This is a genomic window from Pseudoalteromonas piscicida (genome assembly GCF_002208135.1).
In the GTDB taxonomy this organism is placed as follows: domain Bacteria; phylum Pseudomonadota; class Gammaproteobacteria; order Enterobacterales; family Alteromonadaceae; genus Pseudoalteromonas; species Pseudoalteromonas piscicida_A.
Map to the genome: position 1 here is coordinate 1,112,919 of NZ_CP021646.1, position 14,274 is coordinate 1,127,192.

Sequence of the window (14,274 nt, forward strand, 5' to 3'; positions counted from 1 at the left end):
TAGATTAATCTATTTCTTATCCCACCCTCAGGCTACGTAAACGTAGGGCTAATTATGCCATTAGTCCACAAGATTGCGGTTGCAGCAAGAATGATGACTAATAGCACTAGGCCACAAGTCACAACCGAGCTGGCATAAATAAAACCGCGCTCTTCAGGAATATGCATAAGAATAGGCACCCCCGTATAAAGCAGGTAAACGGAGTAGGCAAGTGCAACCATCCCAACTGATACGACAAACCAGAGCTCTGGATAAAACGCTGCAAATGCCGACATAAACATTGGCGTTGCGGTGTAAGCCGATAGCTCTAAAGTTTGAGTGTAGGTGGGTGTTGAACCAAAAGTGATGGCCATCCAATGGGCCAGATAAGCCAGAATAAATACCCCAGCAATCAATGCGCAGTACATCGCAACACCAATTAGTATTGCCGACTCATGAGTTAAATAGACGGCGTCACCTGTGCCAACACTCCAGCCTAAGTAGACCGAAGAATAGTACCCCATAATGCTTGGGATCAACGCGACAAGTGCAATATGTGACAAACTGTAAAACATGCTTTCGTGGCGGTTGTCGATTGTTTGCCACTCTTCGTGTGGGTGGGCATATAAGCCCCAAAGATGATTAAAGATCATAGTTAGCCCCTCAATTATAAGTTTGTACTATTTTTGTACAATTCAATTAAGTTATGAGAGATGAGTTAATTTTTGTCAAGAAAATGTAGTTGAATAGCAATATTACTATTTTCAGAATGATCTAAAACTTCTTGGGGAATAGCCTAGCGGTGCACCTCGCAGCGAGAAGTTATGATAAAATGGCGCAAACACATTAGTCTTTTGTTGTTATGTTAGAAAAGTACACAGATTTACTTACGCCAATTCACCACTTTTTGGGCTGTGAAACTCCGCAGACCTGGATTGAAAAAGCAAAGCAAAGCGAGCACTTACCATTATTGCTTATCGATCATATGCATTGTGAGTTAAAAGCGGCGCAAAGCGCAGCCTTCTTAATTCGCAAATATGCAATAGATGATGCGTCTGCAAAAACACTGCTAAGTTGGTTGCAGCCGTATGAAGACTTTATTTATCGTAGTGTTGGCGATGGTGAGTTTTCGGGCAGTAAAAATGAATTAATCGGTGAACTGACTGCACGACCTGAATATGCCTACAATCAAGACATTTTGAGTAAGATGGTGAGGCTTATCAAAGAAGAGCTACACCATTTTGAGCAGGTACTTGAGATCATAAGGGCGCGTGATATTCTTGTTGAGTATGTGCAAGCGTCTCGCTATGCGTCTGGAATGATTAAACATATTCGTACTTATGAGCCAGCCGCATTGGTTGATAAGCTGATCATTGGCGCTTATATTGAGGCCCGTTCCTGTGAGCGTTTCGCAAAACTTGCGCCGCACTTAGACCAAGAAATTGCTAAATTTTACGTGTCGCTGCTGCGTTCAGAAGCTAGACATTATCAAGACTACATTGATTTGGCGCATCAAGTTGCCAGTGCAACCGATCCTAAGCGCTGCGATGTAGCTGGGCGTATTCAATTATTTCAGCAAGTGGAAAATGAGCTTATCAGCTCGCCGGACCCCGATTTCAAGTTCCACTCAGGTGCGCCTATTTAAGCACTACATTTATTCAAAAGGATGGCAAAGGAGCTGCTGTTTACCACTATCATCAACGACGATATATGAGCTTTGTGAATACCAATCACCAAGCACGGTGCGTACCTTACCACCTTGGTAGGTGTGCACTTTTGGTCTGTGGGTGTGGCCGTGGATCATATTGTCTACGCCATGTTTTGCGAACATGTCTGCCACCGCTTCTTCGGTGACATCTAAAATCTCGAGAGGCTTGCCTTTTTGGTTTTCAATGCTCTTACGTCTTGCATTTGCAGCGACCTTGCGACGATACCAAAGTGGCATAGCAAGCATTAGTCTTGGCCACCACCAACCGCGGCTCTTCTTACGAAACTTTTGATAGGCTTCGTCTTGCGTGCACATTTCATCGCCGTGCAAAATCACCGTCGGCGTACCGTATAGATCTATCACCGCTTGTTCAGGTAGCAGAGTCATTCGGCATTCGTCGGCAAAGGCTTGTTTGATTAGAAAATCTCGATTACCGTGAATAAAAAAGACTTGAATGCCGAGGCGACTCAAGCTTCGCAGTTTTTGTGCAATACTCATGGCATAAGGGTCTCTTTCATCGTCTCCAATCCACACTTCAAAAAAATCACCCAGAATATATAAAGCGTCGACATCAGCAGTCATATGATGGTCGAGAAAAGCGAAAAAAGCGTCGGTGATATCAGTACGGTGCTCGGTTAAATGCAAGTCGGCGATAAAATAGGTTTTACCCATGGGACCTCAAAACGAATAATACCAATTTGCTTAATTAAGTGGTCTATTGTGAGACTGAGAAAACCTTGTCGATAACCAGGTAAAAATTTTGCTATTTAGTGGGGTCTAAATAAGAAACTTTTAACGCCGGTAGCGTCAGATTTAATCCTTCAAATTGAGCATATATAAAGTCAAATGGTATAAGGCCAGCATAAATACTGACCTTGAATAAAAAATAGGATATTACTCAGCAACGTATGCCTTTTCGATAATCACATCTTCAAGCGGTACGTCTTGATGGAAACCCGAAGAACCAGTAGCAACACCTTTAATCTTATTTACGACGTCCATGCCTTCAACAACTTCACCGAATACACAGTAACCCCAACCTTGCGACGTTTCGCTTGAGAAGTTAAGGAAATCATTGTCGTTAACATTGATAAAGAACTGCGCAGTTGCAGAGTGTGGATCTGGTGTACGTGCCATTGCTAGAGTACCCACTTTGTTTGCAACACCGTTGTTTGCTTCGTTTTTGATCGGTGCTTCAACGGCCTTTTGTTCCATACCAGCTGTAAATCCACCACCTTGAACCATAAAGCCGTCGATTACACGGTGGAAAATAGTACCGTTATAAAACTCGCTGTTTACGTAGTTTAGGAAGTTAGCTACCGTTTCAGGCGCTTTGTCAGCGAAAAGATTAATACGGATTTCGCCGTGATTTGTTTCTAAAACAACCATGTTAGTGTCCATCGTGTTGAATGATAAAACCCTATTTTATATCAACTGGGCTTTTGTGAAAAAGCATTCCTTGAAAATCAGTGTAAAAAATCAAAAAACTGCTGCAATTCGTTATTAAAATCTAGAGGCGCTGCTATGCAGGTGGTATGATTAAAAGCACTTTTGTTAAAAAATGAACCGTACTTAGGAAGAAAACTACATGTTGCAGATTTTCAACACACTCACTCGCCAAAAAGCCCCTTTTAAACCGCTCAAAGAAGGCAAGGTTGATATGTACGTGTGTGGTATCACTATCTATGATTTCTGTCATGTAGGACACGCACGCACTTACGTTTCATTTGACGTAATGAACCGTTATTTACGTTATTTAGGTTATGACGTCACGTATGTGCGTAACATTACTGACGTGGATGACAAAATCATTAAACGCGCTGCTGAAAACAAAGAGTCGATTAATGACTTAACCGTTCGCATGACCAAAGCAATGCATGAAGACTTTACGGCATTGAACATGTTACCTGCAGATATTGAGCCGACGGTAACAGGGCACATGGACGAAATCATTGAGATGATCGCGCGCCTGATTGAAAAAGGCCATGCTTACGTTGCGAAAAACGGAGATGTATTGTTTGATGTCTCAACGTTTGAGCAATACGGTCAGCTATCTCAGCAAGATTTAGATATGCTGCAAGCGGGTGCACGCGTTGAAGTAGCCCAAGACAAAGATGATCCGCTCGACTTTGTATTGTGGAAAACAGCCAAAGCGGGCGAGCCTGCATGGCAGTCTCCATGGGGCGAAGGCCGTCCGGGTTGGCACATCGAATGTAGCGCAATGAGCTCAAAGCATTTGGGTGAATTCTTTGATATTCACGGTGGGGGTTCAGATCTGCAATTCCCGCATCATGAAAATGAGATTGCCCAATCTTGCTGTGCAAATAACGGCCGATATGTGAATACCTGGATCCATACCGGCATGGTACAAGTTAATAAAGAGAAAATGTCTAAGTCTCTTGGCAATTTCTTTACCGTACGTGAAGTGCTTAAAGCCTTTGATAGAGAAACTGTACGTTATTTCTTGATCAATGGTCACTATCGTAGTCAGCTAAACTACTCACAAGAAAACCTTGAACAAGCACGTTCTTCGCTTGAGCGTATCTACACTGCGCTACGCGGCGTTGAGTTGGTGGAAGTCGAGCTCAAAGGTAATGCTTACGTTGAGCGTTTCGAGACCGCGATGAACGACGACTTCAACACGCCAGAAGCACTGCCAGTGATTTTTGAATTATCAAAAGAAGTGAACCGCTTAAAAGACAGCGACGCAAAAGTGGCAGGTGAGCACGCGTTTATTCTTGTGAAACTGGCGGAAGTCTTAGGCATTGCACAGCAAAACCCTGAATCTTTCTTACAAGGCGAGCAAGACGACGACGAAGTGGCGCAAATCGAAGCATTGATTGAAAAGCGTCGCAGCGCTCGCGAAAATAAAGATTGGGCCGCAGCGGATGAAGCGCGTGACGCGCTAACTGCTTTAGGCGTTGTGTTAGAAGATAGCGCGGGTAAAACGACTTGGCGTAAAGCTTAGTCTGCTCGGTACCAAGAGACTCAAACAAAAATGCCTTCACATCTCACGGTGTGAAGGCATTTTTGTTTTTATGGTGTTAATGTCGCCTTAAACTGAGGCGCTTTGCGTGCGTTCGTCAACTGCTCAAAAGCATAGGCAAGTTTGATTAATTTCGCCTCGCTATAGGCTTCAGCGAAGAAAGAAATACCCAGTGGTAGCCCGTAATAGAAGCCCATTGGTACCGTAATGCTTGGGTACCCTGCAATCGCGGCGGGAGAGGATGACGAGGCCGAGAAATTATCACCATTAATGATATCGATACTCCACGAAGGGGTATTCGTTGGCGCGATAAATGCATCAAGGCGATGTTCTTGCATTATTTTATCAATGCCTTGTTGGCGGGCAAATTTTTCAACCAAAGCTTGGGCTTCTTGATATCGGTGTTCTGTGATATCGCCTTTCTTTGCGGCTTCCTCTATCAAATATTGATCAAAGTACTTAATAGTGGAGGGATGCTGCTGGTTGAATTGGATGAGCTGGTTTAGATTTTTTACCTTGACCTGCTCTGGTGTCGTGGCAAGGTAAGCATTGAGATCATGTTTGAAGTCATAAAGCAAAATATCCAATTCAGCAGAGCCTAATGCTTCCATCTCAGGTAAGTCGATCCCCTCAATTATTTCTGCACCATTTGCTTTCATGGTCGCAACAGCTTGTGTAAATACCGCTTGAACTGCAGGCGGAAACTGTCCTACATGACTGGTGATAGCAATTCGTTTGCCTTTGAGGCTGGCAGCACTTAAGCCTTGGGTAAAATCAATGGGCTGTTTTGTACTGTTAACGATAGTATTGAGTAATAAGGCGGCGCCCATCACCGATTTTGCCATGGGGCCAGCGCTGTCTTGGCTATGACTGATAGGGATAATGCCATCACCAGAAACCAAGCCGACAGTCGGTTTAATGCCAACGACACCATTGTGAGCCGAAGGACAAACAATAGAGCCGTCAGTTTCCGTGCCAATGGCGAGCAGCGCAAGACCTGCGGAGACGGCAACGGCAGAGCCTGAACTTGAGCCACATGGTGTTCTATCTAACACATACGGGTTTTTGGTTTGACCACCTAACGTGCTGTAGCCACTTGAGCTGAAACTCGATTTGAAATTCGCCCATTCACTTAAATTGGCTTTGCCAAGGATGATAGCACCGGCTTGTTCTAACTGCATGATAAGGGGGGCTGCATGGGTTTTTACGTTGTGTTGTAGCGCAAGCGCGCCCGCGGTTGTTGCCATTGGCGCTCTGGTGTCGATATTATCTTTAACAATAATTGGCAGACCATGAAGTGGTCCTCGGTATTTTCCAGCGACTAGTTCGGCATCAAGCTTTTTGGCGTCTTGTAAAGCGTTGGGGTTGATAGTGATAATAGCGTTGAGCATGGGGCCGCTATCGTCAAGTTGGGCAATCCTTTTTAAATAAAACTCAGTAAGTTGTGTGGCTGATAAAGTTCGATTTTGTATTTTGGATTGTGCTTCGAGCGTGGTAAGGTCCGCAAGCGGTTGACTATGAGCTGGCAACGCAAGCGCGAGACAAGTAGTTAAAGCGAGCAAGGATTTTTTCATAATGAATTAATACTCAATAGCATTATTGTTATTTATTTGTCCCTTATTTAGTCATGTGCCTTGCAAAAGGTCAAGCGAGCTGCAAGAGTGAGAGCTGATTTAAGCGCCTTTAAAACTTGTATTTTTGCTGCCAGCCACACACACTTAATTTCACGAGATAACAAAAAATATAACTATGATAAAAGCACCAATAGATATAGACCTAGACATTCCGTGGCTCGACCAAAAGCTGTTTTCATTAGGTAAATTTTCACTCGAGGTGGGAGAGGCACTCTCATTTATCGCCGTCATAGTTGCGACTTTGGTGATCTCCAAGATACTGCGACTCGCATTTAATCGCATTGCTTCAAGGCAAGGAGTCATTCAGCATACTTCCGCGTATGTGATAGGCAGGATCATTCACTACATCGTGTTATTTATTGGTTTTATTATTGCGCTGACGGCTTTAGGCATAGAGATCACTGAATTGGCGCTTGTTGCCAGTGCGCTTGGAGTTGGGATTGGCTTAGGTCTGCAAGGTCTCGTGAATAACTTTGTTTCTGGTCTGGTGTTACTACTAGAGAAAACGGTAAAAGTAGGGGATTTTGTTGAGCTGACCAATGGAGTAGTGGGAGAAGTGATAGCCATCCACATGCGCTCAACTTGGATCCGCACAAATGACAATGTCGACCTGCTTATTCCAAACTCGGAAATGGTGTCAAATACAATTACCAATTGGACAATGTCGGATAAATTTCGCCGTTTTCGTATTCCTTTTTCGGTGGCCTACGGCAGCGATAAAGAGAAGGTGAAACGTGCTGCATTGGAAGCCGCCAAAAACGTTCAATATACGTTGAATACGCCAGGGCGAGAAGCGACGGTATGGATGACAGGGTTTGGTGACAGTAGCTTGAATTTCACGCTAGGAGTTTGGGTGCAACCAGAGCAGGTTAAGCGGCCAACGGCGCTGGTTTCTGATTACCTCTGGGCTATCGATGATGCCTTTCGAAAATATCAAATCGAAATTCCGTTTCCACAGCGCGATCTTCATTTGCGCAGCGGCTTTTCTATGGCAAAGCCAGATGAAACCTAAATGCAGAATAACGGCTAGAGTGCTAGCCGTTAGTGACTTTACTCACTGAATGACTTTAACCACTCGTTGTGGGAATGGAATTTCGATTTCCGCATTTTTAATCGCAGCAAACACCGCTTTATTCACTTCTAATTTAGTTTCGATAAGTGAAGTCGTAGGCACCCAGTAACGGTAGCTCAATAACACTGCGCTGTCGGCAAACTCCTCAATACCTACCTGAGGCTTGGGCTCTTGGCTGACCTTAGCATTATCTGCGAGTACCTGATTAATGAGCGTCAATGCGCCTTGATAATCGGCGTCATAGGCTATCCCTATTTCACCTTTAACCAGAGAGTTTGCAAACGAGTTATGGAGAATTTCTCCCACCACATGTTTATTGGGAATAGTGATCTCTACTTTGTCTTCGTTGATGAGTGTGGTATGTCCAAGCTCAATCATTTTAACTTGGCCGTTAACACCTTTGATGCTGATGGTATCGCCAATCACAAATGGACGGGTGGCAATGATGGCAAGCCCAGCGCCGTAGTTTGCCAGCATACCTTGTAGCGCAAGACCCGCACCAAGAGATGCAGCGCCGATGGCGGCAACAAATGGCGTGATACTTATACCAATCTTGCCAAGAGAAATAATCACAAACATGGCGATGATAAGCACTTTGATCACATTGCCAATAAAGTTGGTTAAAGCAGGATCAATATTGTGTTTTAGCATCAAGTTTTCAGTCGTTTTTGACAGCTTTCTTGATAACCACAAACCGAGAAAGAAGATGAATATCGCGGCGAGCAATTGGAAACTATACGTCACCAGATACTCTCGAATAATATTATAATAGTGTTCTATTTGCTCGATTTCTTGATTGATCACAGTCGTATCCCGAGTTATTAAATTAGATTAGCCAACCAATGATAAAACAAAGGCACCCAAAGTGCAGTTATCATCGCGGTAATTGTCATCGCCGCAGAAGCAAAAGCGCCAGCCATAGGGTGATGTTCAATGGCTGCGGCTGTACCTATAGCATGGCAAGCAACACCAAGCGCGGTGCCTTTCGCTTGCATATGGTCAACTTTACACCAGTGCAAAATATGTAGTCCAAACACGCCACCAAATACACCAATTAGTATCACCATAATCGCTGCAATAGCGGGAATTCCCCGAGATAATCACTAATGAGTAGGGTGATTGGTGTTGTAACCGACAGGGCTGCCATTGAAGCTGAGAGCTGCGGATCGGCAGCAAAAAACTGGCATATAAGAAAAGCGCTTAACGTAGACAATGAAACACCCAACCAACTGGTTAAGCATAGTGCAAAAAATACCGGTTTAATTTGGTGAAATTGTTTATACAAGGGGTAGGCGAGCGCAACGACAGCTGGCTCTAACAAGTAATGAATTGGTAGCGTTGCTTGTTGATATATCTTGTATTCGAATTTCGTGAGCAGTAAAAATGCCGAAATGGCCAAAATGCAGATCAGCACAGGGTTTAATATCGGTAAGGAGATGCGCTGATATAGTTTGCGTGCACTAAAAAATAACAGGATAGTGACCGCTGACGCGATAATCATATTAATCACGAAACTTGATGCTCTTAACGATAGGACTTAACAATACAAGACTTACTGTTGGAACACCGACTAGCAATAACAGGAGCATAAGCCAGTGGGATTGAAACAAACTGAGATGCTCTACCAAGCCCACACCCGCTGGAATAAAAAACAGCGCCATATATTTTAAGATGGGCTCTGCTGCAGGTGCTAACCATTCTACTTTAATGATTTTTGTAGCAAGGAGTATGACGAGAAACACCATGCCAAGTAGGGCGGCCGGGAGATGTAAAGCACTAAGCTGAATTATCCACTTAGCGCTGAAGAGGCACGCCAAAATAATGGCAAAGCCTAGTGCAAATCGTAATATCAACTTCGCTCTGTGTACCATTAATTGTAAATCCTCAGCGTTGCAATAGCTCTAGCATGTATGATGGCTCATTGTACGCTTTCGTTTTGCGATCACCATTATACTTTTGGGCAAACAGGGATTCAATCTAGCGTTACCACTTCATGCGAGGCAAAAATGGCTTTTTATTCTCGTCTGCTACAGAGGCATTTTTCATCGCAATTTTGGTATTTTTAGCTTTGAGTAATTTGATTTGTGACCACGTTTCTAACCATAACAGTTTACGGGCGGGCTGGTTGTAGGCTCGATTATACACTTTCTTAATTGCTGCAATGGCATCTGGTGAGCGCGCGGTAAATTGAGTGAGTAATTCTGAGAGTCTAGCGTCAACATCATCACAGAGCTCGGTAATGAGGCCGTCCTCCAGTGCGCGCTGAGCATCTATTCGCTGTGCATGAACTGTCATCAATAGTGCTTTATCTTTATTCATAGTAGCGGGCAACAGCAAGCTGCCGCCCATGTCAGGGCAGAGTCCCCATTTGGCTTCCATAATGGCGAATTTTGCACTGTTGTCGGCTAAACGAATATCCGCGCCTAATGCAATATGACAACCACCACCCAAACAGTTGCCAGTGATCTTGGCGATGACAGGAACAGGCAAAGCTTGCCAGCCGAGTACGACTCGTTGTACTAGGTTAGCATTGCCAGGCAACCATTTTTTCAGTAGCTTGATGATCCCTGAAGGTTTGTTTAGAACGCTTTTTACATCTAGACCTGCACAAAAATGTGCGCCTTCACCTTGGATCACGACAGCCCTAATTGATTTGCTTTTTCTAATTTTCTTTATTGCATTATCTAAACCAACAAACATTTCAACAGACAGCGCGTTTTGTTTTTCTGGTCGAGATAAGGTCACAAATGCGATGTTGTTCGCTTCGGAAAATGAAATCATGATGAGGTAGTCCCTGCTTGTTATTATGCGATGATTTTAGAGTAATAACTCAAAAGTGGCGTAACATTCAACTTTTACTGCTAGTTTGTTCGCCAGTTAGCGTTATTTTCTGTTTGATTATCGCGACTATGTATTTATGTTTTACCTCATTTTGCTATCATTGCGCCAACTTTAAAACAACAGGCTAGCGTCCATGACAGCAAGACTTTGTAGCATCGAAGAAGCCACTCACCAAGCATATGATATCTTCCTTGAGTTGGCCCCTGATAATCTTGAAGAACACGATATCAATATGTTTAACGAACATCGCGAAGATCGTGGTTTCATTGAAGAGAGTGAGCCGGATGACAGTTGGTCGAGCATAACCGCGTATGAACAAGAAGCGGAACCAGAGCACTTCGTTCAGGTCTTGGTAGGTATCGAGTTTGATGACTCGGATCAGGTGTACGCAAAAATCCTAATCAGCAGAGATTTAGATGCACCGTTTTGTCATATCATTTGGAAGCAATAACCGAAAAGTAGTTGTCAGTGCCGTTTTTTAGAACTTTCGCATTATTTGCAATTGGCTTGGTTTCGCTACCAAGCTTAGCTACGGATCCATTCGAAGATTTTCACGAATATGGAAAAATGCCCGATGATGAAATTCATCAAAAACATAAGGGCGAAATGCTGTACGGTGACGTTGAATTTGGCTTTATCGTTAACAAAGGTAATACGCAAAACACGTCATTTAAGTTTAAAAGTAACCTTTACCAAGATTTCCCCAAGTGGCGTAATCAATTTAAATTCAATGGCCTTTATCGCCGCGAGCAAAATACAGAAACGGATGTCGAAGATGTCTCAGCGTCGCGCTACTTTGGTTCGGCACAAGGTAACTACAAATTAGGGGACGATAACGCTTCGTTCTTTATGTACGGTGACTATGAGCGTGACAGGTTTAATGGCAAGGAATATACCACGACATTTGCGCTTGGTTATGGCAATCGTGTGTACGAGGGACGAAAGAATACTGTAGATATCGACGTTGGTCCCGGTATGTCCATTTCTCGTGTGGATAACGAAATCGAGCTTGAACCGGAAGAAGATAGAACGCAACAAGGCCAGCTTTTGCGTATGGCATTGCAGTGGGAAAGAAACGTTTCAAAGCGTACCCGCTTTAATCAAGACGTCAGTTTTGAGCAATCGCTGTCAGGTTTAAACTCCCGATTGTTTGCTGAGTCTGCGCTAGTCACACAAGTGATTGGCGGGATTGCGCTGAAGTTTGCGTTTATTTACCGTTATAATTCGCAGCCAGAAAATGAAAAAGAAAAGGTAGATACCGAACTTGGTGCTACATTAGTTTACAGCTTTGATTAAGAAGACTATCGATGTATAAAAATACACAGTTTGCATGGGTTATATGGCTGTTTCTAGCCTTTATCGCCAGTTTTACCATATTGGCAATTTTCCTAACTGGTAGCAATCTCGCCTTTGTTGGCTTTTTGGTGATCCTCGCGCTTGTTGCGTTTATTTTTTACGGCTTAACCATTCAAGTGAACAAAGAGCAACAAACGTTAAGCTGGTGGTTTGGACCGTCGGTCGCCAAAATGACCTTAAAGTTTGACGATATCGATTATGTTCAGCCTGTGACTAATTCTTTACGTCATGGTATTGGCATGCGGATAAGCACAGACGGTTGGGTATACACAGTTGCCGGATTCAAGGCACTCGAAGTGGTGATGAAGGACGGCACAAAATATCGCTTAGGTACCAATGACCAGGCAAATTTGGTTACGGCAATGGAAAGTAAGCTTAAACAAGAAAAAAGCGCTGAATGATCAGCGCTTTTTAGTAGTAATTATCTTAGTGGTCGTGACCACAACCACCTTCGCCATGAACATGGCCGTGGGCAACTTCTTCTGCTGTTGCTTCACGTACTTCAAGCACTTCAACGTCAAAATTTAGCGTGATCCCAGAAAGCGGGTGGTTCGCATCAACAATGACTTCTTCGTCTTCGATACCAATGATCACAACGATTTGGTCACCTTCGTCGGTGGTCGCTCTAAACTGCATACCCACTTCGATTTCCATGTCTTCAAACATTGATTTAGGAACAGCTTGAGTCAGTTCGTCAAAGCGCTCACCATAACCTTCTTGTGGCTCGATGGTCACACTGAAAGTGTCACCAGCTTGTTTGCCTTGTAGGGCATCATCAAGACCTGGGATCAGATAGCCTGAGCCAAGCATCGCTATCACAGGCTCATCATCAAATGTGCTATCAATCGTGTTGTTGTCTTTGTCTTGAACTGAGTAGTGGATTGTCACTACCGAGTTAGGGCCAATAATCATATAAGATCCCGTTAGTTGTCTTCTAAAGAATAAGGTAGAGGTTGAATAGTAAGACTCACCTCTGGTGAATTTTTTGCTCTTAGCACCGCGTCCTGCGGTGTGTCATTTGGCATCACAGCCAGCGCATAATAACGGCCGCTGTTAGCATCAAAGGTTTGTTGAATAACCTTGCCACCACGACGCCAGTTGTCTTCAATCTGCAGTTCAATATCTGCCTCTTCGATGCGCTCTGCAGCATTGCCTGTCACTATGTACATGGCACGTTTGTTTTTACCAAGATAGCGCATACGAGCTACGGTTTCTTGACCAGTATAGCAACCTTTCTTAAAGCTGATCCCGTTAAGGGCTTGAAGGTTAACCATTTGTGGTACAAATTCGTCCACGTGTTCTGCATCAAGACTTGGCTCTCCTGCTAAAATGCTGGCCGCAATAAACGCTGCTGGATTGCTCTGTTGTTCCACGTCCGCGGGTAAATTTGCGCCTTCGAACGCGAGGAAAACAAAGCGCTCGTCTGCGAGTTTTAGCAGCTTGCCGTTGGCAACATCCACAGCACTTGCGTCAGACGAAAGCTCAACGCCAAAGGCAGTAGCAAGCGCTTTACTGTCCTGAGTCATTAAGCCAAAGACTTCGCAGTCGGCAAAATCAATGTCAACTTTGGCAAAAACGCCGTACTTTTTTAGCTCACGAAGTGATGCTTCAGCTTCGGCTACACCAGCAAGCATTAAGTAGTCGTCTTGATAGCGAGTTAAGCGCGACACAGACCAAAGTTTGCCTTTAGGGCTACAATGCCCAGACCACATGAAATTATCTTCTTTGATAAGGTTAATGTCTTGAGTAACCTGACCGTGCAAATAGCTAAGTTTATCTTGTCCTGAAATGCGAATAACCTTGAACGGAAGCGCATAAGCACGAGCAATTGACATAATGTTGATCCCTATTAAAGTGTTTTCGTAATGTTACCGTAAAATCATAAGTGGAGATAGGGACGGACGATTTCAATGTGCCATTTCTATAAGTTTTATGGCATATGTCCTGCACAGTGGGTATAATTTTCTCAATAGTTTATGAGGGGTTAATCAGTTTATGGTTGAGTTACTGCCTAAAGCTCGAGTTAAATGGGCTTGCCGTCGTGGCATGTTAGAGCTGGACGTTATTTTAGAGCCGTTTGTTGAGCAGGCTTATGACGCGCTATCCGACGAAGGTAAGTACGTGTTTCAGCGTCTAGTTACCTGTGAGGATCCAGATTTATTCGCTTGGTTTATGGGTCATGAAGAATGTCCAGATCCAGAGCTAAAACGCATGGTTAAGTTAATCCTTGATCGGATCCGCGTATAGAATCGACTTTCAACACAATCTTCAGAACCACACCTTCTTTGTGGTTCTTTTTTCTTGCCTCGCTTTTATCCTTTTTCTGCTGTTTCCTACGCTGTGGTGGTTAGTGGCAATCGTGTTTGCCGTGACGGGTTATTGCAGTTGGCAAACTGTTCTATCTCGTACGCCAAAGGCGGGTACTATACTCATGCTCCCAAAAGAAAACTTTGTTGAAATACAGTCGCAAACGATAAATTGCAAAGGGCAGCTTATTGGTGCGACCATATGGTTTGATAGTCAAATAGCGCTAAAAATCATGGATGCGAACCAAGCTAAGCAGCAGGTGTTTTTGACTCGACGGGCAATACCAGAAGCAGACTGGCGTTTACTTTGTCGTACTGCGCTGCAAGCCAATTAGAAAGAACGAAGAGAGCGTGGCGATAAAAATCAGCACATGCTCTACATGCAAATATTA

At 43.9% G+C, this 14,274-nt stretch carries 17 protein-coding genes and 1 pseudogene; 8 read left to right on the forward strand and 10 right to left on the reverse strand.

All coding sequences use genetic code 11. The features are described from left to right. Nucleotides 1-32 precede the first annotated feature (32 nt). Nucleotides 33-632 (reverse strand): Yip1 family protein, encoded by a 600-nt coding sequence (locus B1L02_RS05325; protein WP_010606742.1) that lies wholly within the window; start codon nucleotides 630-632, stop codon nucleotides 33-35. A gap of 209 nt (nucleotides 633-841) precedes the next feature. Here B1L02_RS05325 and miaE point away from each other — a divergent pair, with 209 nt between their 5' ends. Then, a complete protein-coding gene (gene miaE / locus B1L02_RS05330) occupies nucleotides 842-1,624 on the forward strand; it encodes a tRNA isopentenyl-2-thiomethyl-A-37 hydroxylase MiaE (protein WP_088530201.1) in 783 nt (260 codons plus the stop codon). Between the two features lie 9 nt (nucleotides 1,625-1,633). Here miaE and B1L02_RS05335 read toward each other — a convergent pair whose 3' ends face one another. Together B1L02_RS05335 and B1L02_RS05340 are read right to left on the reverse strand one after the other, a co-directional pair. Next, nucleotides 1,634-2,359 carry a UDP-2,3-diacylglucosamine diphosphatase gene (locus B1L02_RS05335; protein WP_088530202.1) on the reverse strand — a complete coding sequence of 242 codons (726 nt, stop codon included), beginning with the start codon at nucleotides 2,357-2,359 and terminating at the stop codon, nucleotides 1,634-1,636. A gap of 222 nt (nucleotides 2,360-2,581) precedes the next feature. Beyond that, nucleotides 2,582-3,076 (reverse strand): peptidylprolyl isomerase, encoded by a 495-nt coding sequence (locus tag B1L02_RS05340; protein WP_088530203.1) that lies wholly within the window; start codon nucleotides 3,074-3,076, stop codon nucleotides 2,582-2,584. A gap of 199 nt (nucleotides 3,077-3,275) precedes the next feature. Here B1L02_RS05340 and cysS point away from each other — a divergent pair, with 199 nt between their 5' ends. Then, a complete protein-coding gene (cysS, locus tag B1L02_RS05345; RefSeq protein ID WP_088530204.1) occupies nucleotides 3,276-4,655 on the forward strand; it encodes a cysteine--tRNA ligase in 1,380 nt (459 codons plus the stop codon). A 68-nt stretch (nucleotides 4,656-4,723) separates the two neighbouring features. On the opposite strand, the gene B1L02_RS05350 is transcribed toward cysS, so the two are convergent. Next, nucleotides 4,724-6,247 carry an amidase gene (locus B1L02_RS05350; protein ID WP_088530205.1) on the reverse strand — a complete coding sequence of 508 codons (1,524 nt, stop codon included), beginning with the start codon at nucleotides 6,245-6,247 and terminating at the stop codon, nucleotides 4,724-4,726. A 175-nt stretch (nucleotides 6,248-6,422) separates the two neighbouring features. On the opposite strand from B1L02_RS05350, the gene B1L02_RS05355 reads away from it, so the two are divergent. Then, complete coding sequence (locus B1L02_RS05355; RefSeq protein WP_088530206.1) at nucleotides 6,423-7,319, forward strand: mechanosensitive ion channel family protein; 897 nt, start codon at nucleotides 6,423-6,425, stop codon at nucleotides 7,317-7,319. A 42-nt stretch (nucleotides 7,320-7,361) separates the two neighbouring features. Here the strand turns inward: B1L02_RS05355 and B1L02_RS05360 are convergent, their stop codons facing one another. The 4 genes and pseudogenes from B1L02_RS05360 to B1L02_RS05375 form a co-directional block, all read right to left on the reverse strand. After that, nucleotides 7,362-8,183 carry a mechanosensitive ion channel family protein gene (locus B1L02_RS05360; RefSeq protein ID WP_088530207.1) on the reverse strand — a complete coding sequence of 274 codons (822 nt, stop codon included), beginning with the start codon at nucleotides 8,181-8,183 and terminating at the stop codon, nucleotides 7,362-7,364. Nucleotides 8,184-8,200: 17 nt separating this feature from the next. Beyond that, a pseudogene (locus tag B1L02_RS25160) lies at nucleotides 8,201-8,880 on the reverse strand (LrgB family protein). A 1-nt stretch (nucleotide 8,881) separates the two neighbouring features. Then, nucleotides 8,882-9,250, reverse strand: a complete 369-nt coding sequence (locus B1L02_RS05370; RefSeq protein ID WP_088530208.1) for a CidA/LrgA family protein — start codon at nucleotides 9,248-9,250, stop codon at nucleotides 8,882-8,884. A gap of 112 nt (nucleotides 9,251-9,362) precedes the next feature. Beyond that, nucleotides 9,363-10,160: a crotonase/enoyl-CoA hydratase family protein gene (locus tag B1L02_RS05375; RefSeq protein ID WP_088530209.1), complete on the reverse strand. Its 798-nt coding sequence runs from the start codon at nucleotides 10,158-10,160 to the stop codon at nucleotides 9,363-9,365. A 193-nt stretch (nucleotides 10,161-10,353) separates the two neighbouring features. Here B1L02_RS05375 and B1L02_RS05380 point away from each other — a divergent pair, with 193 nt between their 5' ends. Genes B1L02_RS05380 through B1L02_RS05390 form a run of 3 tightly spaced genes read left to right on the forward strand, consistent with a single transcriptional unit; the run spans nucleotide 10,354 to nucleotide 11,977 of the window. Beyond that, nucleotides 10,354-10,671 carry a DUF440 family protein gene (locus B1L02_RS05380; protein ID WP_088530210.1) on the forward strand — a complete coding sequence of 106 codons (318 nt, stop codon included), beginning with the start codon at nucleotides 10,354-10,356 and terminating at the stop codon, nucleotides 10,669-10,671. A gap of 17 nt (nucleotides 10,672-10,688) precedes the next feature. Then, nucleotides 10,689-11,516 carry a DUF481 domain-containing protein gene (locus B1L02_RS05385; protein WP_088530211.1) on the forward strand — a complete coding sequence of 276 codons (828 nt, stop codon included), beginning with the start codon at nucleotides 10,689-10,691 and terminating at the stop codon, nucleotides 11,514-11,516. An 11-nt stretch (nucleotides 11,517-11,527) separates the two neighbouring features. Next, nucleotides 11,528-11,977: a hypothetical protein gene (locus tag B1L02_RS05390; RefSeq protein ID WP_088530212.1), complete on the forward strand. Its 450-nt coding sequence runs from the start codon at nucleotides 11,528-11,530 to the stop codon at nucleotides 11,975-11,977. Nucleotides 11,978-12,002: 25 nt separating this feature from the next. On the opposite strand, the gene B1L02_RS05395 is transcribed toward B1L02_RS05390, so the two are convergent. Together B1L02_RS05395 and ygfZ are read right to left on the reverse strand one after the other, a co-directional pair. Further along, nucleotides 12,003-12,488 carry an FKBP-type peptidyl-prolyl cis-trans isomerase gene (locus B1L02_RS05395; RefSeq protein WP_010371256.1) on the reverse strand — a complete coding sequence of 162 codons (486 nt, stop codon included), beginning with the start codon at nucleotides 12,486-12,488 and terminating at the stop codon, nucleotides 12,003-12,005. Nucleotides 12,489-12,499: 11 nt separating this feature from the next. Next, nucleotides 12,500-13,411, reverse strand: coding sequence for a tRNA-modifying protein YgfZ (gene ygfZ / locus B1L02_RS05400; protein WP_088530213.1), 912 nt, complete (start codon nucleotides 13,409-13,411; stop codon nucleotides 12,500-12,502). A gap of 160 nt (nucleotides 13,412-13,571) precedes the next feature. On the opposite strand from ygfZ, the gene B1L02_RS05405 reads away from it, so the two are divergent. Together B1L02_RS05405 and B1L02_RS05410 are read left to right on the forward strand one after the other, a co-directional pair. Beyond that, entirely contained in the window at nucleotides 13,572-13,823 is a 252-nt protein-coding gene (locus B1L02_RS05405; RefSeq protein ID WP_010371260.1) for a succinate dehydrogenase assembly factor 2, read from the forward strand. Nucleotides 13,824-13,863: 40 nt separating this feature from the next. Next, on the forward strand, nucleotides 13,864-14,217 hold the full coding sequence (locus B1L02_RS05410; protein WP_316827250.1) for a protein YgfX: 354 nt from the start codon (nucleotides 13,864-13,866) through the stop codon (nucleotides 14,215-14,217). Nucleotides 14,218-14,274 lie beyond the last annotated feature (57 nt).

Coding starts and splice junctions, on each gene's coding strand:
- B1L02_RS05325 (WP_010606742.1), bottom strand. CDS start 632: ATGATCTTTAATCATCTTTGGGGCTTATATGCCCACCCACACGAAGAG.
- miaE (WP_088530201.1), top strand. CDS start 842: ATGTTAGAAAAGTACACAGATTTACTTACGCCAATTCACCACTTTTTG.
- B1L02_RS05335 (WP_088530202.1), bottom strand. CDS start 2,359: ATGGGTAAAACCTATTTTATCGCCGACTTGCATTTAACCGAGCACCGT.
- B1L02_RS05340 (WP_088530203.1), bottom strand. CDS start 3,076: ATGGTTGTTTTAGAAACAAATCACGGCGAAATCCGTATTAATCTTTTC.
- cysS (WP_088530204.1), top strand. CDS start 3,276: ATGTTGCAGATTTTCAACACACTCACTCGCCAAAAAGCCCCTTTTAAA.
- B1L02_RS05350 (WP_088530205.1), bottom strand. CDS start 6,247: ATGAAAAAATCCTTGCTCGCTTTAACTACTTGTCTCGCGCTTGCGTTG.
- B1L02_RS05355 (WP_088530206.1), top strand. CDS start 6,423: ATGATAAAAGCACCAATAGATATAGACCTAGACATTCCGTGGCTCGAC.
- B1L02_RS05370 (WP_088530208.1), bottom strand. CDS start 9,250: ATGGTACACAGAGCGAAGTTGATATTACGATTTGCACTAGGCTTTGCC.
- B1L02_RS05375 (WP_088530209.1), bottom strand. CDS start 10,160: ATGATTTCATTTTCCGAAGCGAACAACATCGCATTTGTGACCTTATCT.
- B1L02_RS05380 (WP_088530210.1), top strand. CDS start 10,354: ATGACAGCAAGACTTTGTAGCATCGAAGAAGCCACTCACCAAGCATAT.
- B1L02_RS05390 (WP_088530212.1), top strand. CDS start 11,528: ATGTATAAAAATACACAGTTTGCATGGGTTATATGGCTGTTTCTAGCC.
- B1L02_RS05395 (WP_010371256.1), bottom strand. CDS start 12,488: ATGATTATTGGCCCTAACTCGGTAGTGACAATCCACTACTCAGTTCAA.
- ygfZ (WP_088530213.1), bottom strand. CDS start 13,411: ATGTCAATTGCTCGTGCTTATGCGCTTCCGTTCAAGGTTATTCGCATT.
- B1L02_RS05405 (WP_010371260.1), top strand. CDS start 13,572: ATGGTTGAGTTACTGCCTAAAGCTCGAGTTAAATGGGCTTGCCGTCGT.